Raw genomic sequence first — 23,088 nt, 5'->3', positions numbered from 1 at the left:
CTGAAACGCTGTCGTGGGGCGGCGGTTGCCGAAACTGTCAGTGGCAGCCGCTAGCGTAGAAATATGCGGTTATTGCACACATCCGACTGGCACCTTGGCCGGTCCTTCTACGGGGTTGGAATGCTGGACGCCCAGCGGTCGTTCGTTGATCAGCTCGTCAGCGCTGTCTCGGAACAGGGCGTTGACGTCGTCCTGATTGCCGGCGATGTGTATGACCGCGCCCTCCCCGGCGTGGATGTGGTTGACCTGCTGGATGATGCCCTGGTGCGGATAGCCTCAGCAGGGGCCAAGGTAGTGCTTACCAGCGGCAACCATGACTCCGCCATCAGGCTGGGGTTTGCCTCACGGCTCCTGGAACAGGGCGGTGTGCACCTTCGGACCCGGCTGGCCGATCTTGACCAGCCGCTGCTGCTGCCGCTTGATGACCGCGCCCAGTTTGATAGCCGCGCCCAGTTTGATGACCATGCCCAGGGAGCCGTGCTTGCCATCTATGGCATCCCCTGGCTGGAGCCCCGGCTTGTTGCCGAACAGCTGGGTGTGGACACAGCCACCCATTTTGAGGTCACCAGGGCAGCCACCGCGCTGGTCCGCCAGGACCTTGAACGGCGGAGGTCAGGCGGCACGGTCCATGCAGTGGTCCTGGCGCATACGTTTGCCAGCGGCGGCATCAGCTCGGACAGCGAACGCGATCTCAGCATTGGGGGAGTGGGTGCCGTTCCGCTGGATCTGTTCGACGGCTTCAGCTACACGGCCCTGGGCCACCTGCATGGCCGGCAGTGCCTTTCGCCGGAAGTGCGGTATTCGGGGTCTCCGCTGGCCTACTCCTTCTCGGAGGCCCGGCACACCAAAGGGGCCTGGCTTATCGACGTCGGCCCTGAGGGCGTGACGGACGTCACCGAACTTCTGTGGGAAGCGCCGCGGAAGCTGGCGGTGCTGCGCGGGGAGCTGTCAGACCTGCTGGAATCCGCAGAACATGCCTGGGCGGAGGATGCCTACTGCCAGATCACCCTGACCGACGCCCATCGGCCGGCCCAGGCCATGGAGCGCCTCCGCGCCCGTTTTCCGGACACGCTGGTTCTGGGATTCGATCCACAGGGCGGGGCGGCCAAAGTTCCCGCAAGCTACAGCAGCAGGCTGGCGCAGGCCCAGGATGACCTGTCCGTCTGCTGCGGCTTCCTGGAGCACGTGCGCGGACGCGATGCCACGGAGCCCGAGCGCCAGGCGCTGACCTCCGCACTGGACAACGTGCGGCTCCAGGAGGCATCGCTGTGAGGATTCATCGCCTGACGGTGGCCGCATTCGGTCCCTTCGCCGGCACAGAGGAAGTCGACTTCGACAGGCTCAGCGGGCACGGCCTGTTCCTGCTCAACGGACCCACCGGTGCCGGCAAGACCAGCGTGCTGGATGCCATTTGCTTCGCCCTCTACGGATCGGTGCCCGGCACACGGCAGGACGGCAAACGCCTCCGGAGTGATCACGCGGAACCAACCCGGGAGCCGGCGGTCACCTGCGAGTTTTCCGCGCAGGGCCGTCACTTCGAGGTCACCCGGTCCCCGGCCTGGGACAAGCCCAGCGCCCGCGGAAAAAACGGCTTCACCACCCAACAGGCCAAGACCCTCCTGCGGGAGAAGGTAGGCGGAGCCTGGACGGAAAAGTCAGGGCGGAACGATGAAGCCGGCGCGGAAATCACAGCCCTCCTGGGGATGGACCGGGATCAATTCACGCGCGTAGTGATGCTGCCCCAGGGCGACTTCGCGGCCTTCCTCCGATCCAAGGCCACCGACCGGCTGGAGCTGCTGCAGAAGCTCTTCGGCACCCAACGCTTTGAAGCCGTCGAGCAGGAGCTGGTGCACCAGGCGCAGGCCTCAAGGAACGACGTCGCCCGTCACAACGGGGAACTGGATCTGCTGGCATCCCGTGCCTGGTCTGAGGCAGCCGCCGTTGGCATTGACACCTCTTCGGCGCCGCCAGCTGAAGACGCAACCGCCAGGTTGGGTTGGCTCCACGCAGCTGTCGCCGAACGCGCCACGGCACTCTCCGGGGTGGCGGAGGACGCGGAAGCTACAAGCCGGCTGAAGGCCGCGGAACTGGAGACTGAGGCCGCGCGGACGGAGCGGCAGCGACGGCTCGCTGCCGCGTCGGCCCGGAAAGCCGCAGCAGAGTCCGCCCTTGCCCGGCTGCAGGACCAGGCGGCCCGCCTTGAACGGCACCGCCAGGCAGAAGTCCTCAGCGGGCACTTCCAGGCAGTGGACAGCAGCGAGGCCCAGCTGCGCCATGCCACCGGTGCCATGGAGTCTGCTTTCACCCTGCTGCGCATGGCAGCCGAAGAGGACGCGGAGCTCTCTGCTGCGGGTACATGGACTGCCAATGCCCCCGACGCTGCAGCCGAACTCAGCCGCCTGCGTTCCCTCCTGGCAGTTGTCGAAGGCCGGCTTCCTGATGAAGAGCGGCTCCACTCCCTCTCGGCGAGAAGTGCTGCGCTGAAGAAACGGCAGGCGGAACTTGCCGTTGAAGCAGCTGAGCTCAGCACCCTCCTGGGATCGCTCCGGACCGAACATGCAGGACTGTCCGCAGTCCTTGAGCCGCTGGAGGAGGCGGCTTCAGGTGCCGTCCTTCATTCCAAGGAAGCAACCGCAGCTGACGAATTGCTTGACGTAGTACGCCGTTATGGCTCCGCCGTCGAAGCGAAGGACCTGGCGAAGGATCGCCACGAGGAATTCCGCGGTGTCCTCCTGGAGAAGAAGAGCCGTTGGCTTGACCTTCGGGAGGAAAGATTGGCGAACGCTGCGGCGGAACTCGCGGCCGGGCTGACTGAGGGAAAGCCCTGCGCTGTCTGCGGAAGCCTGACCCATCCGGACCCGGCGGAGGCTGCCGCCTCAGCCTTGGGACTGGGGCAGGCGGAAGAAGACGCCCGCCTGGCCGTGGAGGCCGCGGAAACACGTCTCGCCGGCCTTGCCGCCAAGCTGGGGGAGGCCAGTCAACTGGTGGCGGTGCTGGCCAGCCAGGGCGGGAACACGCCGGAAGACCAGGCCGTGCAGGCGGCAGACACGGCGCGCCGGGCCGCCGCTGCCTCGCAGGACGCCGCGGACAAGGTCGCCGCCATCCGCGGGCAGCTGGAGGCGCTCGAGGCAAGAATGGCAGCCACCGAATCGGCACGCACCAAAGCAGAATCAGAACGTGCACAGGGGGCGTCCACGTTGTCCGAGGTGCTGGACCAGATGGCCTCCCTGGACCAGGCGCTCGCAGGCCTGCGCTCGGGTCACCGAAGCCTGGGCCACCGCCTGCGCTCCCTGCAGGATGCTGCCCGCACGCTTGAGAAAGCCGTGGACGCCCAGGTTCAGCTGGACAAGGCCAAGGCAAGGGTGGCCGACGCGGGCCGGCAGCTGGAACTTGCCTTGCCGGATGCCGGATTCAGCAGCGCCGACGAGGCGCGCTCCCAGCTGTTGCCAGGCGGCCAGGCAGCGTCGCTGCAGGCCGAGGTACGGGCAGGCCACGATGAACAGGCACGGATCGCCGAGCTTTTCGCCTCCGAAGACCTGGTGCTGGCCGCGGAGGAACAGTCGGCAGGCATCACAGTGGACGGGGCACGGTTGGCAGAGCTCCGCGCCCAGGCTTTGCAGGCCGAACAGGGAGCCCGTGAGGCCCATCTTGCTGCCGGGTTGGCGCTCCGGTCCCTGGAGTCACTGACGGCCATCCGGCAGGAATACGAGGACCTTGCCAGCTCCGGATGCGGCCCCAGGGAGCGTGCAGAGCTTCTGACTTCGCTGGCAGAAACCGCAACTGGCCGCGGCGACAACAGTTACCGCATGAGCCTGAACAGCTACGTCCTTGCCGCCCGCCTGGAGCAGGTGGCTTTGGCGGCATCAGAGCGGCTCGTAGCCATGAGCGACGGCCGCTACCTGCTGCAGCACACAGATGCGAAGGCCGCCCGCGGCGCCAAGTCCGGGCTGGGCCTGGAAGTGGTGGACCAATGGACAGGGCACCGCCGGGACACTTCAACGTTGTCCGGCGGGGAATCATTTATGGCGTCCCTTTCGTTAGCGCTCGGGCTGGCCGACGTCGTCCAGCAGGAAGCGGGCGGCATCCAGATTGAAACACTGTTCGTGGATGAGGGTTTCGGCAGCCTGGACGAGCAGTCTTTGGAACAAGTGATGGACGCCCTGGAAGGGCTTCGCGACGGCGGACGGGTTGTAGGTCTGGTCAGCCATGTCGCCGAAATGAAGCAGCGTATTGGAACGCAGCTGCAGGTGGTCAAGGGCCGCAACGGGTCCACCCTTCGCATCTCGGACGCCGCGGAGCTGCCCTGATCCTGGCCCTGCGCAGGGGGATCTGCTTCATGGAGGATATAATCTAATCCGTTACCGGGTTGCGCGCATCGGGAGGAGGGACGATGCGCACGACATAAGTTGAGCCCGGAATTTTGAACTCTTCAACCCTCCCTTCCCAGACCTCCTCCACGGCCGTCGCGGAGACTCACGTCCCCACGGCCCGCCGAAGCAATCGGTTTGCCAGGCTGCCGCTCCTCGCCGGCCGCAGCTTCATACCACTCGGTTTGTTTGCCCGGCTGCCTCTGGCCATGCTCACTGTGGGTGCCCTCACCCTCACCACCTCTGTCTCCGGCTCCTACGCACTGGGCGGCATCGTTGCTGGTGCTGTCGGAATCGGCTCAGCACTGGGTGCACCGTTGCTCGGGGCGCTCGCGGACCGGCGAGGCCAGCGCCCCGTCCTCCTGGCCGCCGCAGTACTTAACGCGCTCGCTGTTACGGCGCTCATTGCGGTGGCCTCCGCCCTGGGTGCAGCCGGGTCTTTTCCCCTGGGAGTGTTTGCTGCGGCCTTCCTTGCAGGTGCAAGCTGTCCGCAGGTGGGTCCATTGGCCCGCGTGCGGTGGATGGCACTCACCTCCGGCGGCGCCCGGGCGGGGAACACCGCTGATCTGGATACGGCACTGTCCTACGAGAGCACGGCAGACGAGCTCACTTTCGTTTTGGGGCCGGCGCTGGTGGGAATCCTTGCCAGCCTGGTGGCGCCGTGGCTCCCGCTGGCCGTCGCCGCTGCCCTGACCATTACCCTGGTCCCGGCCTTCGCTGTCCACAGGACGCACAATGCGGTTCCAGGGAGCAGGGCGGTTGCACGTGGCAGTGAAGTTTCAGGAAACAGGGCGGTTCCACCTAGCAGTACAGATTCAGGAAACAGGGCCGTTCCACGTGGCAGTGCAGTTTCAGCCGCAGGCACTACGTTCCCGGCAGTTGCTGCCTTGCCCGTTCTGGCCATGGTCTGCATGGGGACCTTCTTCGGATCCACCCAGACAGCACTCAGCGCGTTCGGGGCCAGCTTCGCCAGTTCTGAGGCGGCCGGGCTGCTGTATGCAGTGATGGGGCTGAGTTCAGCGGCAACGGCCTTGTCGGTGGCCTACTGGCCGCGCGGGTTTGCAGTCTCCGTGCGCTGGCTCGTGTCTGCTGCGCTGATGACAGCGCTGTCCTTCCTGCTGCTGGTGCCGGCATCCGCAGGCGGCATGGTGGCGGTCCTGCTCATCCTGGGGCTTCCAGTCGGACCGCTGATGGTCACGGTCTTTTCCATCGGTGGACTGGTGGCCCCGGTGGGGCGCCTTGGAACCGTGATGACCGCCCTTGCCAGCGGAATCGTTGCCGGTACTGCCCTGGGATCGTCGCTGGCCGGCCAGCTCGCGCAGGTGCACGGATATGCTGCTGCTTTTCTGGTGACTGTGGGCGCCGCAATGGCGCTGTTGCTCCTCGGCCTGGCCACCGCCGTCGTACTCCGACGCAGGGATGCCAGAAGCAGCGGCTGACAGCGCGGCATTGAACGGCGCGGAAGGGCTGAAGGGCGCGTGAAATGGCCGGCGGCGGCTATGCCAGCTGGCGTTCGATCCTGGCCGCGCTTTCGGCGAGTGCCTTGCCTAGTGTGGCGGGATCATGGGCGGAGCGGATGTAGACGACGGCGAGCGCAGCCGGCCGGCCGCCCGGAACCCGGACAGGGGCCGCCAGCGATGACACGCCGGCAATGACTTCATCGTGGCTCGTCGAATACCCAGCCAGCCGGGCTTCCGCGGCCTCGGGCCTGTAGGGAATGCCCGTTGAGAGCTGATTCCATTCCGTTTCGGTCAGCGCAGACTGGATGGCGATGCCGGGGGCCCCTGCATTGATGGGGTGCCGCGTGCCTGGGTGCTGGGCCACCGTTGCCCCTGAATGCCGTGGTTCAACCGTCACCAGGGTGATGCATTCGTGATGGTCCCAAACCGTGACGAAGGCTGTCATGTCAAGGGTGTTGGCCAGGTGGGTGAGTTCAGGCAACGCCGCAGCCTGAAGGTTCCGGGAAACACCCCTCGCCAACACGGCAAGTCCCGGGCCGGGCTGCACCCGTCCGGCGTCGTCGCGCACCAGCAGTGAGTGGTCCTCCAGGGTGCGCAGAATCCGGTAGGCCACCGAACGATGCACCCCCATGGCATCTGCCAGCTCCGCAATGGTCAACGGGTTCTGGGCAGCAGCCAGGATTTCAAGGGCGCGAATACCCCGGGAAAGGGTCTGCGAGGGCGAGGCCGGCGGGGGCGCTGTCCCGGCAGAAGCGGCGGCTGTGGGGTTCATGAATCCATCCTAGGCGGCTGGGCTGGGGGAATCCGGCGGGTCTTGTGTTGCCTGATATATCCGAGTACCGTCCTATATAGGAACTGGTAGTTCGGATATGGAACTAAGCTATAGAAGTAAATATAGAACTACCCGCCATGGCAGTCCAGAACTCAATGTGATCGCACCTGAGGATCAACGATGATGTCCAAGCCGCGGAGCCAGCCGGAGCGTCCCGTCGCAGGCCGTGCCTCAGCGCCGCGGTTCCATCACTTCCGGGGCAGCCTGGGCCGGTTCGCCACCGGTGTAGCCATTGTGACTTTCGATGGTGCCACCAAACGCCACGGCATAACGGTCAATTCCTTCACCTCAGTTTCCATGGAACCGCCCCTGGTGCTGGTGGGCATCGCGCGAAGCGCCAAGGCCCATGATGAACTTGCAGGCCGGCCGTTTGCCGTGAACATCCTGGGCGCCGAACAACGCCAGCTTGCCATGCACTTCGCTGGCTGGCCAGGAGCGGAGCCCGTGTGGGTGGAAGGCGGAACCGCGCCGCGGCTCGCCGGGGTCCTGGCTTACTTCGAATGCACACCTTGGGCCGCATACGACGGCGGCGACCACACGCTCTACGTGGGGGAGGTGTCCGACTTCAACTACCGCAGGGGCGATGCCCTGGCCTTCGCCAACAGCGGGTTCACCACCATTCCTGAGAGCCAGCTTGGGATCGAGGAGCTCCTCTGACTGCCACTTCCATCAAGCCATCACATCAGCTCAACGACGACTGGAGAGAACACGATGGGCATCCGCACCGGCCAGCAATACCTGGACAAGCTCAATTCCATGAAGCCCCACGTAGTGATCGGGGGCGAGGTGGTCACCGAAAACATCGCGGAGCACCCTGCCTTCGCCAACGTGGCGCGCACCTATGCGCGGCTCTTTGATATGCAGCACGAGCCCGAATATGCACCGGCCCTGACCTATGAATCGCCCAGCACAGGGGATCAGGTCAGTGCCTCCTTCCTGATTCCGCGGACCAGGGAGGACCTAGCCCACCGCAGGGCGGCCATCCGGACCTGGGCGGAATACTCCAACGGCTTCCTGGGCCGCACCGGGGACTACATGAACAGCGCACTCACCGCCCTGGCCGGAGCTGAAAAATGGTTCGCGCAGGCGGATCCGATGTTTGGCGAAAACATCCGCGCGTACTACGAACAGTGCCGCGAGAATGACTTGCTGGCCACCCATACCCTCATTCCGCCGCAGGCCAACCGGTCCGTCTCCGGATCGGAACAAATGGGCGGCCAGCTTTCCGCTCGGGTGGTGGAGGAGCACGACGACGGCATTGTGGTCAAGGGCGCCAGGATGCTGGCAACCATAGGCCCGATCGCCGATGAACTGCTGGTGTTCCCGTCCACGCTTCTGCGGGCCACACCGGAGGACGCCCCCTACTCGTACGCCTTTGCAGTTCCCAATGATGCCGACGGCGTGCGCTACCTCTGCAGGGCATCGCTCCATCACGGCGGAAGCACGCACGATGAACCGCTGGCCAGCCGGTTCGAGGAAATGGACGCCGTGGTGGTTTTTGACAACGTCTTTATCCCCAGCGAGCGGATCTTTATGCTCGGCCACCCCGAACTCTGTAACGGGTTTTACTCCGAAACCGGCGCGGGGGCCCTGATGACGCACCAGGTGGTCACCCGGACCATCGCCAAGAGTGAGTTTTATCTGGGCCTGGCCTCCGAAATTGCTGATTCGATCGGCATTGACGGTTTCCAGCACATCCAGGAGGACCTTGCCGAGCTGATCCAAACCGTTGAGATCGGCAAGGCGCTGATGACGGCGTCCGAAGCTGAAGCAGCAGTGAACGACGACGGCGTGATGCTGCCCAGGTGGGCCACGCTCAACGCTGCCCGCAACTGGTACCCCAAGGTGGCCCAGCGGTTCCCGCAGATCATCCGAAAGTTCTGCGCCTCCGGGCTGATGGCCCTTCCCGGTGAGGCGGATGTGGCCAGCGAAGCCCTTCCGGACATCGAAATGTACCTGCAGGCCAAAACACTCACCGGCCCGGAACGTATCCGGCTGTTCAAACTGGCATTCGACGCCTGCATCTCATCGTTCTCGGGCCGGCAGGGGCTCTACGAGTACTTCTTCTTTGGTGACCCAGTCCGCATGGCCGGAGCGCTGGTGAACTCCTATGACCGGGATCCTGCCCGCGCCAGGGTCCGAGAGTTCCTGGCCCGCACTGAATGAGGGCCCGGTACCGGCGGCCGCTGGAAAAGCCCACATGGGAGAAAAGCCGTCCAGCGAGAAGGCCATTCCAGGACAAAAACCCGTCAGGCGTGTTGTCCCTCACATTTCCGTAGTACCCTACTAACTAACTGACCGTTCTGTCGGTAATCCTGAAGGCGTCCCGGCAGCACTGCCGCCGATAAACAATGGAGTTTCAATGACCACACCATCCAAGGTGGACACCCTTGCCGGTCCCAGCACCCGGCAGGAGGAACGCAAGGTCCTGGCCGGCACCCTCGTCGGCACCACCATCGAGTGGTACGACTTCTTCATCTTCGCCCAGCTGACCGCAACGCTGCTGTCACCCCTTTTCCTGGCGCCGCTGAACGAGTCCAACCCCGGCCTGGCGCGGATCCTCTCCTTTGCGCTGATCGGCATCAGCTTCCTGTTCCGCCCGCTGGGCGCAGTGGTTGCCGGCCACCTCGGCGACCGGCTGGGACGCAAGGCAATGCTTGTCTTCACCCTGGTGATGATGGGGGCCGCAACCGCTCTGATCGGCATGCTGCCCACCTACGCGCAGATCGGCGCCTGGGCGCCCATCCTCCTGATCCTCCTGCGGATTGTCCAGGGCTTCTCCGCTGGAGGCGAATGGGGCGGAGCGGCGCTGATGGCGGTAGAACACGCGCCACTGAACAAGCGCGGCCTCTTCGGCGCCTACCCGCAAATCGGCGTACCGATCGGCATGATCCTCGCCACCGGCCTGCTGTTCTTCCTCAACAGCAACATGTCCAGGGAGGACTTCGCCGCCTGGGGCTGGCGCGTGCCGTTCCTGCTGTCCATTGTGCTGATCATTGTCGGTTACCTCATCCGCCGCGCCGTGGCCGAAAGCCCGGTCTTCCAGGAAATGGCTGCACGGAAGAAGGAAAGCAAGGCGCCGCTGGGCGAGCTGATCCGCAGCCACAAGAAGCCGGTTCTGTACTCCACCATGATCTTCATCGCGAACAACGCGGCGGGGTACCTGCTGATCGCCTTCTTCATCGCCTATGCCACCAGGACCCTGCAGATGCCCACGCCCCAAGTGCTCCTGGCCACCACCCTGGCATCCTTCGGCTGGCTGATCTTCACACTTGCCGGTGGCTGGCTCTCGGACCGAATTGGGCGGGTCAAGACCTTCCTGACAGGCTACGCGATCATCTTCGCCTGGATGATTCCGATGTTCGCTCTGATCGACACCAAGGACATTTGGCTCTACGGCCTGGCCCTCTTTGTCCTCACGATCGGCCTGGGCCTGTCCTACGGTCCGATGTCCGCGATGTACGCCGAGATGTTCCCGGCTAATGTCCGCTACTCGGGCATCTCCATCGGATACGCCTTTGGCGCCATCCTGGGCGGCGCCTTCGCCGCAACCATCGCCGAAACACTGCTGCAGGCAACCAGGTGGACCGGGTCCATTGGCATCTACATCATGATCCTGTGCGTGATCTCGGCAGTTGGCGTCCTGCTGGCCAAGGAAACCAAGGGCCGGCCGCTGGGGGTAAGCCACCACTAGTCCCCACCGTCCCCCTAACCTCGCTTCGTTTCGGCCAGGGAACCCTGACGGCGTGGGCCCATTCATTACGACGGCGGGTCCGGACTTATCCAGTCCGGGCCCGCCGTCGTTGCGGCGACCAATTCCTGGCGCTGCTACTGCTTCAGCAGGCTGATGGTGTCCTCATCTGTGAGTTGCTCGAAATGCCGGTAGAAGCTTCCCACAGCGCGGAACTTTCCCGGCAGGTGCAGGCACAGGACGGCATCGCACACACGCGACACGGAGGCCTCCGCCTCCAATGAACCCACCGGCGCGGCGGCCACTACGTGGGAGGCACCTGCCGCGCGGACGGCTTCGACGGCGGCCCGCATGGTGGCGCCGGTCGCCAGGCCGTCATCAACCAGCAGGACAGTCTTGCCAGTGAGGTCCTGATCCGTTCCGGGATAGGTTTCGGCGCGGCGGACCAACTCGGCCCGCTGCCGCCCCTCTACTTCATCAAGCCACTCCTGCCGGACGCCGTGCTCCAGGATGCGTTCCACGAGTGGTTTGTTGACGAGCCGGACAATGCGGCCCCGGGACCAGGAAAGGGCTCCGTAGGCTGTTTCGTCATGACCCGGTATGCCGAGCTTGCGGACCAGCACGGCACCCAGGGGCAGGTAGAGGGCTTTGGCCGCCGCCGCCGCCACAGGGATGCCGCCGCGCGCAAGTCCCAGGACGATTGCGTCGGGACGCTCCCTGAACTGCGTCAGCACCGCCGCCAGGCGCTCGCCGGCATCTGTGCGGTCTTCAAAACGCATGGTCATTGGTCCCTCTCCGGCTCTTCCGCCCCCTTGTCCAGACTACTTTCCAGCCTACCGTCCGGACGTTCGCCGGAACATGCAGGGCGATTGGGAAAAGGCGCCAGGACTTTACCGACGGCGAGGCGCCACGAAAGCACGGCGCCACGAAAGCACGGCGCCACGGGGTGGGCCTATCAAGACCGGCCGGCAGGCGAGCCGGCTAAACGCCGAGGAAGTCTATGGCACCCTGCTTGAAAGCCCTGCTGGTGATGGCGTTGGTGTGGGTGCGGCCCGGCAGCACCAGCTGCTCGGCCATTGATCCCGCCTTGATCCCCAGCTCAGCGAGCTGCGGCATGGTGGTGGCGCGCTCATCCTGGTCCCCGGCCACCAGGAGCATGGGCATGTGCGGCACGGCTTCGGCAGGATCATACGGCTCGGCCTTGATCGCCTCGACGAGTGAAAGCAGCGCAAAGATATTGTTGCTCGGCAACAGCATGGCCATCTTCAGCAGGCCTGCCGTGGACTCGTCCTCGATGGGTGTGCCATCTGCAAGGTAACGCTGCGCAGCCACAAGGTCGAAGGCGGCCAGGGGATCCGCGATATTGGGCCCGCCCAGAACCAGCCGGTGGACAATCTCCGGCTGGGTGGCCCCGAACTCCCAGGCGAGCCGAGAACCAAGGGAGTAGCCAATGATATCCAGCCCGCTGGAAGGGTCACCTTCCTGCAAAGGCCGCACACCGGCGTCGAACGCTATCTGGAGAAGATCCGCCCGGATCCGGCTGGGGGAGTAGGAATCCCGGTCCTCCGGCGCGCCGCTGCGGCCGTGGCCCGGCAGATCCACGGTGATGACGCGCCTGCCGGCTTCAAGGAGGGCCGCCAGCCAGCCGGTGTCTTCCCAATTGAGTTTGCTGGACGAGGAGAAGCCATGCAGCAGCAGTACAGGCCTGAGCCCGGCGTCCTGCTCCGGATCATGCACCCCGACGTAAAGCTGCGGATCCGTTCCTTCCACTGTGTGGGAATGCATTGCCCCGGTATGCCTGCCGCTCATGGTGTCAGTCCTCATCATCAAGTACGGCGCTCAGGCGGACCCGGCGCTTCGGTGCCTCGTCCTTCGGCACAGTGCCCACGATTCCGGCGGTATCGCCCGGCACCTCGAACACAATCAGGGCGTCGCCAACATTGATCCTGTCACCGGGCCCACCGAAGGTACGCACCACTTTACCTGCCTGTGGACCGGGCAGTTCAACAGCGGATTTGCTGGTTTCCCCCTCCACAAGGGGCTGGCTCCACGTCCGCATCCCACCCAAGTGAGTCGCGCCAACTGTCGTTATGAGGGCCTATTACGACAGATAGCGCCACCTACTTGGGCTGCCGGGCCCGGGACGTGACGCGCGCTCCCAGCCAGCACGCCGCTGCCAGCGCGGCAACCAGGGCAAACGTGCTGAACAGCTGGCCGCGGCTGCTTTCGGCACTGAAGCCCACTGCAAAGATGAGGCCCAGGAGCACCAGGCCAAAAATCGTGAGCCGCGGAAATCCCTTCATCCGCAGCGGGAGGGGAGTGCCACTGCTGTCCGCGCGCCGCCGAAGAATCAGCTGTGAAACCAGCGCCGTGCCCCAGACCACCAGGCAGGTGGAGCCAACCAGCTGGAAGAGGGCAGGCAGGATCCGCTCCGGGAACATCAGTTCCAGGACGGTGGCGACAAAGCCGAAGGCCACTGATATGCCTACCGCCAGCATTGGCACACTGGCGCCGCTGAGCCGGGACAGGAATGCGGGCGCTTCGCCACGCTGGGAGAGCGAATACACCATCCGTGAGGCACCGTACAGGTTTGCGTTCAGTGCCGAGAGGAGTGCGACGACGGCCACCAGGGTGATCGCCGTGCCGGCGCCGGGTATGCGGGCGGTGTTGAGCACCCCCGCAAACGGGGAGGCAAGGCTTTCGGATGTGGCCGGGAGGACCGCTGCTATCACAAAGACGGAGCCGATGTAGAACACCAGGATGCGCCACACCACGGTGCGGATCGCCTTGCCCACGCTGTGCTCAGGATCCTCGGTTTCGGCGGCCGCCACGGAAACGATCTCTGTTCCCCCGAAGGCAAAGATCACCACAAAGAGTGCAGTGGCGATGCCGCCCAGTCCCGCCGGGGCGAAGTCGGAGGTGATGTTCCCCAGCCCCGGCGATGCCACGTCTGGCAGGAGGCCGAGCAGAAGGGCAAGCCCGACGGCGAGGAAGAGAACGATGGCGGCAACCTTGAGGATGGCGAACCAAAACTCGAACTCGCCGAAGTTGCGTACCCCGGCAAGGTTGATGGCCGTGAACACCACCATAAAGATCAGGGCAAGTGCCCAGACGGGTACGACCGGCCAGACCGAGAACAGCAGGCCGGCCGCGCCCAGGGCTTCGGCCGCGATCACCACCACCAGCTGGAGCCACCACAGCCAGCCCACGGTTGCGCCTGCTGTTTTTCCCAGTGCCCGCTCGGCATACACCGAGAAAGCGCCGCTGGTGGGGTTGGCGGCGGCCATTTCGCCGAGTGCCCACATCACCAGGATGATGAGGGTGCCCGCCACCAGGTAGGAGACGAGAACTGCCGGGCCGGCTGCCTGGACTCCGGCGCCGGACCCAAGGAACAGTCCGGCGCCGATCGCACTGCCCAGGCCCATCATGGTCAGCTGGCGCGGTTTCATGCTATGGCCCAGCTGGATCTGCGGAAGCACCTGGGTGGACTTCATCGTCATGCCTTGAACCTTCTTGGGGTGTAGGTGGTGGTGTCCTCGTGGGACCACTCGAATGTACAGCCTCGGCCGGATGCACGCTGCTGCCGGCATGCAACGATGGCGGCAGTTTGTTTTATCAAAGCGCCAGGGCCCTCACAAGTTGCTGTGCCGGCTGATGCGGTACGAGGAGAATCCGCAACATTTTGATTCAGGGGAGGCTGGCCGTAGAATTAGTTCTGGTCATCATGACCATAACTAACTGAAGGCGCTCGGAAGGTGGGTGAGCAACCATGTACGCCAGTTCAGCCAACGTCGCAGAGCGGCAGGCGGCGCCCCCTTCGCTCGCCATCTCCACTGTCATCTTCGCCCTTCGGCCCAGCGAAGCCTCGGGCCGGCCCACGCTCTGGATCCCGCTGGTCCGGAGGATCCGGGAGCCCTTCAAAGGGCTCTGGGCACTCCCAGGCGGACCGTTGTCGCACTCGGAGTCCCTGCAGGACGCGGCCTCAAGGAACCTGCAGGAGACCACCGGCCTGGCCCCCACCTACCTTGAGCAGCTCTACGCTTTTGGCGGCCTGCACCGCTCGCCCACCCAGCGCGTCGTCTCGATCGTCTACTGGGCGCTCGTGCAGCCCACGGAAGCGGCGCTCGCGGACGAATCCGAGAACGTCAAATGGTTCCGCGCAGACCGGCCCGGCGACCTTGCCTTTGATCACAACGCCATTGTCGAATACGCCCTGTGGCGCCTGCGCAACAAGCTTGCCTACGGCTCCGTCGCCTACCACCTGCTGGGGGAGTACTTCACCCTGGCGCAGGTCCGCGAAGTCTACGAGGCGGTGCTGGACCGTCAACTGGATCCGGCCAACTTCCGCCGGCAGCTCAAGTCCACACCGGAGATCGAAGACACCGGTGAATACCTCCAGGGCGGCAAACACCGCCCGCCACGCCTCTACCGCTTCACCGGCCGCCCCGGCCTTGACCCAGACAACAGGAGTACTCCATGAGCAGCGTCAACACAGCAATCCAGCTCATCACGCGGGAACAGGCCGAAAAGGCCGCCAGCGGCGCGGCCGGCAAGAGTACGTGCAGCCCCGCACTTGCCAAGGGTCCCTGGGACTATGACCTGGCCGAGGCGCTGGCGGGTATTCCCGCCTACGGCCCCGGCGCATCCAGTGCCGATGTTGCCCCGGCTGCCACCCCCCGCCAGGGCCAGCTTCCCGAACAGTACAAGCTGGCCAGCGACGCTGAACTGGACAGCCGGATCCGCGCGGCCAAGGCCGCCCTGGGTGACCGGGCCGTGATCCTGGGGCATTTCTACCAGCGTGACGAAGTAATCCAGTACGCGGACTTCGTGGGGGATTCGTTCCAGCTGGCCAATGCTGCCCTGACCAAACCCGACGCCGAAGCCATCATCTTCTGCGGTGTGCACTTCATGGCCGAGACGGCGGACATCCTCTCCACGCCGGAGCAGGCAGTCATCCTGCCCAACCTGGCGGCCGGCTGCTCCATGGCGGACATGGCGGACACGGACTCCGTGGAAGAGTGCTGGGAGCAGCTCGAAGAGATCTTCGGGACCGAGCCCGACGCCGACGGCCGGGTCCCGGTCATCCCGGTCACCTACATGAATTCCTCCGCCGCGCTGAAGGCCTTCTGCGGTGAACACGGGGGAATCGTCTGCACGTCGTCGAACGCCAAAACTGTCCTTGAATGGGCCTTCGAGCGCGGGCAGCGCGTTCTCTTCTTCCCGGACCAGCACCTGGGCCGCAACACCGCCAAGGCCATGGGCGTGCCGCTGGAGCAGATGCCCATGTGGAACCCGCGCAAGGAACTGGGCGGCAATGACGAGCAGGCGCTCCTGGATTCCCGGGTGATCCTGTGGCACGGTTTCTGCTCCGTCCACAAGCGCTTCAACGTGGCCCAGATCGAGAAGGCGCGGGCGGACTTTCGCGGCGTCCAGGTCATCGTCCACCCGGAATGCCCCATGGAGGTGGTGGACGCAGCCGATTCAGCAGGATCCACTGACTTCATCAAAAAGGCAATCGCTGCCGCCACCGAGCCCACGACGTTCGCGATCGGCACCGAGGTCAACATGGTGAACCGGCTGGCCGCGGAATACCCGCAGCACACCATCTTCTGCCTGGACCCGGTCATCTGCCCCTGCTCCACGATGTACCGGATCCACCCCGGATACCTCGCCTGGGTCCTTGAGGAACTCGTGGAAGGCCGCATCGTCAACCGCATCACCGTGGCAGACGCAGTCCAGTCGAACGCCAGGACCGCGCTCGAGCGCATGCTGGCCGCCAGGCCATCATGACCAGGGCCTCCGTGCACGGGACTTCGGAGCCCCAGCGGCTCATCGTCGTCGGAAGCGGCATCGCCGGGCTCTACGCCGCCCTCCTGGCCGCAGATGCGGGCGTGGAGGTTGTGCTGCTCACCAAGGGCGAGCTCGCTGAAAGCAATACCTACTACGCCCAGGGCGGCATCTCGGCAGTGCTTGCCGACCCGGCGCCGGGCGACACCGTGGCGGCCCACATCGCCGACACGCTCAATGCGGGTGCCGGCCACTGCAATACGGAGGCGGTGCGCGTCCTTTGCTCGGAAGCGCGGGAGGACATTGCAGGGCTGGGCCGTTTCGGCGTGCGTTTCGACCTGGCCCACGACGGCGGCCCCGCCCTGGGTCTTGAGGCTGCCCACTCCGCGCCGCGGATCCTGCACGCCGGCGGGGACGCCACGGGAGCCGGGGTTGCGAATGCCCTCATCCGAGCCGTGCTGTCACGCCGGGCCGACGCGAAGATCCAGCTGTACGGCCGAGCCCACGCCACAGCCCTGCACCAGGCCAATGGCAGGGTTTCAGGAGTTGAGTTCAGCCAGGGTGGCCGGAGCCTGAGCGTGACGGGCGACGCCGTGCTGCTGGCCACCGGCGGTGCCGGCCAGCTCTTCGCCCAGACCACCAACCCTGCCGTTGCCACGGCCGATGGACTGTCCCTTGCCTGGCGGGCCGGGGCTGCCGTGTCCGATCTGGAGTTCTTCCAGTTCCACCCCACCTGCCTCGTGCGCACAGGGGCCACAACGGATCCGGAAGTGGACCAGGACCCGTTGCTCATCTCTGAAGCGGTCCGTGGTGAAGGTGCCGTCCTGCTGGACACACGCGGCCTCAGGTTCATGCCGGACTATCATCCTGATGCCGAACTGGCACCCCGGGATGTGGTGTCCCGCAGCATTGCCCTCCACCTGGCAAAACTGGGCGACCCCAACGGCCATGTGTACCTTGACGCCCGCCTCGTTGAGGCCGCCAAGGGCCCCGGGTTTCTCGAACGGCGGTTCCCAACCCTCAGCCGAAAGACCCGCGAAGCCGGCCTCGACTGGACCCGCGAGCTTGTTCCGGTGGCACCTGCCGCGCACTACTGGATGGGCGGCGTCACCACCGACCTGCACGGCCGGACCAGTGTGCCCGGGCTCCTGGCCGCCGGCGAGGTTGCCTGCACGGGAGTTCAGGGCGCCAATCGGCTTGCAAGCAACTCGCTCCTCGAAGGTCTCGTCTTTGGCCGCCGCGCCGTTGAAGGGTTCCTGGCTGACTCACTGGTTGGCGCGTCGCTCGACGCTGTTCCTCCGCTCGCTGTCTCGGCCGCTGGCGGCCTCCCCTTGACGCTCGCTTCCGGAACAGCCTCGAACGACGAACGGAAGTGTGGCCTAGGTGTCTCCGCGGAGATGCCATCGGGGGAGACCAGGTTCTCGTTCGCTCCGGTTCCAGGACAGCCGTTCTCCCGGTCTGCTTTGCGCAGGCTGATGACTGCCAACGCCGGGGTGCTGCGGAATGGGGTGCTTTTGCGGGAGGCGGCGGAGACATTGGCGGGGTGGGCCGCCGTCATGCGTCCTGAAATGGTTCCTTTGTCCGCGGATCCGCGGGTGCATGAGGATGCCAGCCTCCTGCTCGCCGCGCAGCTGCTGGTGCGCGCTGCCGGGGAACGGCGGGCGTCCTTGGGGGCGCACTACCGGAGCGACAGCATTGAGGGCGCCGCCATCCATGAACTTGAAGAGACCTACCAGATGCGCCCGAAAGCGAGCCTTGTCCATGACTAACGCCTCCCTGTTTGACCTGGCCCTCCCGGCGGCACCGGTGCGGGAGATCCTGGAGCGGGCTTTCGCGGAGGATGCCCCCGCAGGGGATATCACCTCACAGCTGCTGATTCCGGCAGAAGCCCGGGCCACGGCTGTGCTGAACGCCCGCGTCCCCGGCGTGCTCAGCGGCGCCACCGTGTTCCGGGATGCCATGCTGCTGGTCGATCCGGAGACCGAGGTGGAACTGCTGCTCACCGACGGTGAAACGTTCGACGCCGGTACCCCCCTTGCACGGGTCAGCGGCAACGCACGCTCTGTGCTGCTTGCCGAACGCGTGGCACTGAACCTGGTGCAGCGGATGTCTGCCATCGCCACGAAAACAGCCGAGTACGTCAAGCTGGCCGAAGGCACCGACGCCAGGATCACAGACACGCGAAAGACCACCCCGGGCCTGCGGATCCTGGAACGGTTCGCTGTCCGCTGCGGCGGCGGGGCCAACCACCGGTACAGCCTCTCCGACGCCGTGCTTGCCAAGGACAACCACCTTGCCGTGATGACCGGCGGGGACCCGGGCAGGCTCACCGGGCTGCTGGCGGCGGCAAAGGCCCGGCTCGGCCACACCACGCACTTCGAAGTTGAAGTGGACCGGATGGACCAGATCGAACCGGTCCTGGCGGCTGGGGTGGACACCATCATGCTGGACAACTTCACCCTGGATGAGCTCAAGGCAGGAGTGGCGCTTGTAGACGGCCGCGCAACGGTGGAGGCCAGCGGCAACGTCAACCTCCAGACGGTGGCCGGGATCGCAGATGCAGGTGTTGACGTCATCTCCGTCGGTGCCCTCACCCACAGCGTGGCCGCCCTGGACCTGGGCCTCGATGTGGAACTGACGGTGGGGTAAGCAGGCCATGATCTTCCTTGACGCGGCCGCCACCACCCCCGTGCGGCGCGAGGTACTGGATGCGATGTGGCCGTATCTCACCGGTGAGTTCGGCAACCCGTCCAGCCATCATTCTCTGGGGGAAACGGCCGCGGCCGCGCTCTCGGAGGCCCGGGCAGCCGTTGCCGGTGTGCTCGGCTGCAGGTCCGGCGAGGTGACGTTCACGTCCGGCGGCACCGAGGCGGACAACTTGGCCGTCAAAGGAATCGCCCTGGCCCGGCAGGCCGCAGATCGGGTGCTGAATCGGGTGGTGATCAGCGCCGTCGAACATCCTGCCGTGGAGGAATCGGCACGGTACCTGGAGCGGTTCCACGGTTTCGCCGTGGACGTGGTTCCCGTTGACGAGACAGGGCTGGTGAGCCCCGAAGCGCTCGAGTCGGTGCTCCGGCCGGAAACTGCCCTGGTCAGCGTGATGTACGCCAACAACGAAGTGGGGACTGTCCAGCCCATCACCGAGCTCGCTGCGCTGGTGCGTTCACACGGCATCCCGTTCCACACTGACGCGGTTCAGGCCGCCGGGTGGCTGTCAGTTGACGTCAAGGCGCTCGGTGTGGATGCCCTGAGCATCTCCGGCCACAAACTCGGTGCGCCCAAGGGGTGCGGTGTGCTCTACGTCCGGGGCCGCACGCGGATTGAGCCACTGGTCCACGGCGGCGGCCAGGAACGCGGGCGCCGCTCGGGGACCGAAAACGTCGCGGGCGCTGTGGGGCTTGCCACTGCCCTCACCATGGCGCAGGCCCAGCAGCTGCAGGCAGCGGGGCGGGTGGCGGCCCTCCGCGACGCCTTCATCGCTTCCGTGCTGGCCGGCGTTCCGGAGGCTGTCCTGACGGGCCACGCAACAGAGCGCCTTCCCTCCGTGGCCTCCTTTTGCTTCCCCGGTACCAGTGGTGAGTCGGTTCTGTTGGAGCTGGAGCGGCGGGGTGTTGTGTGTTCAAGCGGCTCGGCCTGCGCCGCCGGTTCCGATGCGCCGTCGCCTGTGCTGACGGCTCTGGGCATTGAGGCCGAGGTGGCACAGACAGCGGTACGGTTCAGTTTTGACTCGTCGGTGACCGCCCTGGACCTGGAGACTGCAGCGCAGGGCATCCGGGACGCCGTCGCAAGCGTCCGTTCCCTTGGCTTGGCCTGACAAGACGCGCCTTCCCCGCCCAACCAGGTCGCATTTAACGTCGCCAAAACAGCGAATGACGACGTTAAATGCGACCCAGTTGGGTGTTAGCGGTGGCGGGCCCGGCGAAAGATCCAGTGCCGCAACATGGTGAAGCGGACTGCTGTGGCCAGGAAACCTGACAGCGTGGTGATCAGGAGTTCATCGGACACTGTGGCTTCCGGGCGCAGCCAGTGCAGGACGCCCAGGCTTCCCCCGGTGATGACCAGGGCAACGGCAATCACCAGCAGGCCGCTCAGGTGGTCGCGTGCCATCCGGCCCTGCCCCTCGATCTTGAAGGTGAATCTCCGGTTCAAGGCCGTGTTCATCATGGACGTCAGGACAAGGGCGGCAGCGTTGGCCAGCTGGGGACCCAGCCAGGGACGCAGTATCGCGTACAAACCCAGGGACGTGGCCGTGCAGATGATGCCCACGCCGGTGAAGCGGATGAGCTGTCGGAGCACGGGAAACCGCAGCATTCCGCGGTAGTGCCTCGTGGCTGGTGCCCGCCGGGCTGCGGGTTGGCTGCCGGGCTGCTGCGTCAGTTGGGCGGGCGCAGCAGGGGAATCCATGGCTCAAGCCTGACACATCAGGCGCTGAAACCCTCCCCGGAACCTGCCTTAACCGGGTTTGAGAGTTGGCCTATTCCTTCCACGCGGCACGTCACGGTGTCACCGGGAGCTATCGGGGCGCTCTCCGCCGGGAAGCCGGTGAGGACGAGGTCGCCGGGATGGAGCGTCATAAACGATGTCAGGTAGACCAGGATTTCATCCACTTTCCAGCCCAGGTCAGCTGTGCTTGCCGCTTTCAGGTGCGTGCCGTTATGGACAATGCTGATGGCAAGGTCTGAATCGTCCAGGCCGGTGACAATCCATGGCCCGGCCGGTGTGAAAGTGTCCTGGCTCTTCGCGCTGATCCACAGCTCATCCGTTTTCTGCCGGTCACGGGAGGTCACATCGTTGGCGATGGTAAACCCCAGGACCGCGCTGCGCGCATTCGCGGGAGTCAGGCCTTTGGCCTTTGTGCCCACAACGATGGCCAGTTCCGCCTCGGGGTCCACGTGGCCGGACCCGGCAGGCAGCTCAATGGCCTCGCCGGGGCCAATGACGCTCGTGGCGGCCTTGTGAAAGGCCTGGGGCGGCACGTCGCGCCCGGCCTGGCCCGTGTTGTGCGCCATGCCCAGGACATTGGCCGGAAGGCAGGGTGCCAGAAAGGTAAAAGACGCCTCGGTCACGTCGTCGCCAGGTTCCCACCCTGGACGCGGGGCACTGCCGGCGTTGGCCGGTGAACCCGGAAAGGGGGTGACCGCCACCGTCCAGACCGTGCCTGCGGGGCTGGCGAAATCAGTCTCGCCGTTGGTGACAAAGAACTGTTCGCCGGCTGATGCTTCCGGGAGCGGACGGACCCGGGCCAGACGGCGCGGGGCAGTGGTCAGTGGCATCTTCAGGACAGCTCGCCCACCGGGATGTCCACGGCAAGCCTGTTGGAAGGCCCCGGGAGCGGGCAGGTCCAGGCATCGTTGTAGGCGGAGGACGGGTTGTAGGCGAAATTGAAGTCCAGGATGAATTCGGCCCCCGAACCCGAGCCGCGGACGCCAAGAAACGCACCCTTGCTGGTATCCAGGAGGTACCGACCTTCGCCGTAACTGCCGCGGGGCTGGCCTGACGTGGCGTCCCGGAAGGGGACAAAGATGCCACCGCCATAGCCGTGCAGCTTCCAGACTGCGAGCTGGCCCATCTCCGGAAGATCAAATGTGCCCAGGCGGACAAAACTGGCTGTTCCCTCGGTGGTTTCCACTGTCAGCTCCCGCCCCGCACCCTCTTTGGTCAGGGGCACATGGAAGCGGTAAATGGGATCGTAGTCGGCGGTCTTCAGGCCGGAGAAGCGTGCCTTGTCCCGCTCAGTCAAGGCTGATGCCGGGTGGGTCGCAAACATGCGGTCGCGTTCCTGCCGCCAGTAGCTGTGCGCCTCGGCGGGGTTTTCCACGGCTATTTTCCGTACCGTGTCATAGAGGGCAAAGGTCCGCAGCCGCCAGTCTGCACTATCGATGGCGGAGATGTCCGCCAGGCTGCCTTCGGCCGTGCCGTACTGCTGATCCGCCATAACCCCAAGCCTAGTCCGTCCGGCCACCGCAGCCCGCCGGACCGCGACACACAGCGAGCCGCGCCTTAACAGCCGCCCCCGGTACAGGTGCCCGTGCCGCGGGCGAAACGCTGACGCCTGTCCACATCAGCACCGTCGACGGCGGCTAGGCTGGCTCCATGACAGGCAAGGCAACGATGGTCGGGCTGCGGATCGCGGCAGTACTGCTGGCAGGGGGCATCCTTGCCGGCTGCGGCGGGCAAGGCCAATCGGCGCCCTCCTGGACGGCTCAGCCGGACGCTTCCTCCACCGCCGGTTCTTCCGACGCCGGCACAGCCAGCCCTGCGGCCACAGAACCGGTGCCTGGTTCAGGTTCTTCGGCAGTAGGTTCAGCATCCCCGGACGCAGCGTCCCCCGATGCAGCAGCCCCGGCGACGGCGTCCGCGTGGAAGTCCTTCTCGGATCCAGGTAAGACGGTCAGCTTCGAGCTGCCGGAGGAATGGATCGCCCAGTCGGTTGCTCCTGAGGAAGGAACCCAGGCCGGAGCGCTGAAGATTGAGGTGAAAAAGCAGGACGGCACAGTGGTCGCCGTCCTGAAGACCGGGCTCCCGCCGTCGGCGCCCGATTGCCCGGAAGCGGCGCGCAGGCCGTACACCGTGATCAGCAGCCTTCCGGTGGACCTCCCGGCACTGGCCGGGGAAGGCACCATTGCTCCGCATGTGGTGTTCCGTGTCATCCAGGGCTACCGGTACTTCGGCTCGTACGGCATCACCAACATCGTGGGCGGAGCCGACGGGCAGGCCTGCGAGCTGCGGAACGTTGTCCGTGGACCAGCCGGGAAGGGCGACTATTCCTTCGGTGACCTGGGAACGCTCAAGGCTTTTGCCCCGGACGAAAAGGTGGCTCCCGCCAAGGCGTTTGACACTCTAGGGCAGGCGGCAAAATATGCCAAGGAGAGCCCTGAATTTGCCAATGTCCAACGGATGCTAATGTCTCTGGAGATCAAGAACTAATCCTGCTCCCGGCTGTACCACGGC

The 23,088-nt window shown here is 65.4% G+C and carries 19 protein-coding genes and 1 pseudogene; 12 read left to right on the top strand and 8 right to left on the bottom strand.

Features of this window, described 5'->3' with window-relative positions; genetic code table 11:
- Positions 1 to 63: 63 nt before the first annotated feature.
- The 3 genes from M1E17_RS15145 to M1E17_RS15135 all read left to right on the top strand — a co-directional run bounded on the left by M1E17_RS15145 (position 64) and on the right by M1E17_RS15135 (position 5,806).
- A complete protein-coding gene (locus M1E17_RS15145; RefSeq protein ID WP_457962806.1) occupies positions 64 to 1,272 on the top strand; it encodes an exonuclease SbcCD subunit D in 1,209 nt (402 codons plus the stop codon).
- On the top strand, positions 1,269 to 4,307 hold the full coding sequence (locus M1E17_RS15140; RefSeq protein ID WP_457962805.1) for an AAA family ATPase: 3,039 nt from the start codon (positions 1,269 to 1,271) through the stop codon (positions 4,305 to 4,307). Before M1E17_RS15145 ends, M1E17_RS15140 begins: the two co-directional genes overlap by 4 nt.
- A gap of 113 nt (positions 4,308 to 4,420) precedes the next feature.
- Positions 4,421 to 5,806 (top strand): MFS transporter, encoded by a 1,386-nt coding sequence (locus M1E17_RS15135; protein WP_457962804.1) that lies wholly within the window; start codon positions 4,421 to 4,423, stop codon positions 5,804 to 5,806.
- A 58-nt stretch (positions 5,807 to 5,864) separates the two neighbouring features.
- Here M1E17_RS15135 and M1E17_RS15130 read toward each other — a convergent pair whose 3' ends face one another.
- Positions 5,865 to 6,599 (bottom strand): IclR family transcriptional regulator, encoded by a 735-nt coding sequence (locus M1E17_RS15130; RefSeq protein WP_457962803.1) that lies wholly within the window; start codon positions 6,597 to 6,599, stop codon positions 5,865 to 5,867.
- A gap of 180 nt (positions 6,600 to 6,779) precedes the next feature.
- Here M1E17_RS15130 and M1E17_RS15125 point away from each other — a divergent pair, with 180 nt between their 5' ends.
- From M1E17_RS15125 to M1E17_RS15115, 3 genes are all read left to right on the top strand, one after another.
- Positions 6,780 to 7,316 carry a flavin reductase family protein gene (locus tag M1E17_RS15125; protein WP_457962802.1) on the top strand — a complete coding sequence of 179 codons (537 nt, stop codon included), beginning with the start codon at positions 6,780 to 6,782 and terminating at the stop codon, positions 7,314 to 7,316.
- A gap of 54 nt (positions 7,317 to 7,370) precedes the next feature.
- Entirely contained in the window at positions 7,371 to 8,825 is a 1,455-nt protein-coding gene (gene hpaB / locus M1E17_RS15120; protein WP_457962801.1) for a 4-hydroxyphenylacetate 3-monooxygenase, oxygenase component, read from the top strand.
- Between the two features lie 196 nt (positions 8,826 to 9,021).
- Complete coding sequence (locus M1E17_RS15115; protein ID WP_457962800.1) at positions 9,022 to 10,353, top strand: MFS transporter; 1,332 nt, start codon at positions 9,022 to 9,024, stop codon at positions 10,351 to 10,353.
- Between the two features lie 134 nt (positions 10,354 to 10,487).
- Here M1E17_RS15115 and M1E17_RS15110 read toward each other — a convergent pair whose 3' ends face one another.
- The 4 genes and pseudogenes from M1E17_RS15110 to M1E17_RS15095 all read right to left on the bottom strand — a co-directional run bounded on the left by M1E17_RS15110 (position 10,488) and on the right by M1E17_RS15095 (position 13,850).
- Positions 10,488 to 11,135 carry a phosphoribosyltransferase gene (locus tag M1E17_RS15110; protein ID WP_457962799.1) on the bottom strand — a complete coding sequence of 216 codons (648 nt, stop codon included), beginning with the start codon at positions 11,133 to 11,135 and terminating at the stop codon, positions 10,488 to 10,490.
- Between the two features lie 196 nt (positions 11,136 to 11,331).
- Positions 11,332 to 12,159 (bottom strand): alpha/beta fold hydrolase, encoded by an 828-nt coding sequence (locus M1E17_RS15105; protein WP_457962798.1) that lies wholly within the window; start codon positions 12,157 to 12,159, stop codon positions 11,332 to 11,334.
- A 4-nt stretch (positions 12,160 to 12,163) separates the two neighbouring features.
- Positions 12,164 to 12,397 (bottom strand): annotated as a pseudogene (locus M1E17_RS15100) (biotin/lipoyl-containing protein); the annotation flags it as partial.
- A 73-nt stretch (positions 12,398 to 12,470) separates the two neighbouring features.
- The gene (locus M1E17_RS15095; RefSeq protein WP_457962797.1) at positions 12,471 to 13,850 is read right to left on the bottom strand and encodes an amino acid permease; all 1,380 of its coding nucleotides are present in this window, start codon (positions 13,848 to 13,850) and stop codon (positions 12,471 to 12,473) included.
- Between the two features lie 269 nt (positions 13,851 to 14,119).
- On the opposite strand from M1E17_RS15095, the gene M1E17_RS15090 reads away from it, so the two are divergent.
- Genes M1E17_RS15090 through M1E17_RS15070 form a run of 5 tightly spaced genes read left to right on the top strand, consistent with a single transcriptional unit; the run spans position 14,120 to position 19,951 of the window.
- Positions 14,120 to 14,830 (top strand): NUDIX hydrolase, encoded by a 711-nt coding sequence (locus M1E17_RS15090; RefSeq protein ID WP_457962796.1) that lies wholly within the window; start codon positions 14,120 to 14,122, stop codon positions 14,828 to 14,830.
- Positions 14,827 to 16,140 carry a quinolinate synthase NadA gene (gene nadA / locus M1E17_RS15085; protein WP_457962795.1) on the top strand — a complete coding sequence of 438 codons (1,314 nt, stop codon included), beginning with the start codon at positions 14,827 to 14,829 and terminating at the stop codon, positions 16,138 to 16,140. The genes M1E17_RS15090 and nadA overlap by 4 nt, the downstream gene beginning before the upstream one ends.
- A complete protein-coding gene (nadB, locus tag M1E17_RS15080) occupies positions 16,137 to 17,906 on the top strand; it encodes an L-aspartate oxidase (RefSeq protein WP_457962794.1) in 1,770 nt (589 codons plus the stop codon). Before nadA ends, nadB begins: the two co-directional genes overlap by 4 nt.
- Entirely contained in the window at positions 17,899 to 18,786 is an 888-nt protein-coding gene (nadC, locus tag M1E17_RS15075; RefSeq protein WP_457962793.1) for a carboxylating nicotinate-nucleotide diphosphorylase, read from the top strand. Before nadB ends, nadC begins: the two co-directional genes overlap by 8 nt.
- A gap of 7 nt (positions 18,787 to 18,793) precedes the next feature.
- Complete coding sequence (locus M1E17_RS15070) at positions 18,794 to 19,951, top strand: cysteine desulfurase family protein (RefSeq protein ID WP_457962792.1); 1,158 nt, start codon at positions 18,794 to 18,796, stop codon at positions 19,949 to 19,951.
- A gap of 86 nt (positions 19,952 to 20,037) precedes the next feature.
- Here M1E17_RS15070 and M1E17_RS15065 read toward each other — a convergent pair whose 3' ends face one another.
- From M1E17_RS15065 to M1E17_RS15055, 3 genes are read right to left on the bottom strand one after another with little or no spacing between them, the layout of a single operon-like run.
- Positions 20,038 to 20,541: a GtrA family protein gene (locus M1E17_RS15065; protein WP_457962791.1), complete on the bottom strand. Its 504-nt coding sequence runs from the start codon at positions 20,539 to 20,541 to the stop codon at positions 20,038 to 20,040.
- A 17-nt stretch (positions 20,542 to 20,558) separates the two neighbouring features.
- Complete coding sequence (locus tag M1E17_RS15060) at positions 20,559 to 21,410, bottom strand: fumarylacetoacetate hydrolase family protein (RefSeq protein WP_457962790.1); 852 nt, start codon at positions 21,408 to 21,410, stop codon at positions 20,559 to 20,561.
- A 2-nt stretch (positions 21,411 to 21,412) separates the two neighbouring features.
- Entirely contained in the window at positions 21,413 to 22,072 is a 660-nt protein-coding gene (locus M1E17_RS15055; RefSeq protein WP_457962789.1) for a DUF1684 domain-containing protein, read from the bottom strand.
- 158 nt (positions 22,073 to 22,230) lie between these two features.
- Here M1E17_RS15055 and M1E17_RS15050 point away from each other — a divergent pair, with 158 nt between their 5' ends.
- A complete protein-coding gene (locus tag M1E17_RS15050; protein WP_457962788.1) occupies positions 22,231 to 23,064 on the top strand; it encodes a hypothetical protein in 834 nt (277 codons plus the stop codon).
- Positions 23,065 to 23,088: the final 24 nt, after the last annotated feature.

The sequence above is a fragment of the Arthrobacter sp. D1-29 genome (assembly GCF_054130585.1).
This window is presented reverse-complemented; position numbering and strand designations above follow the sequence as displayed.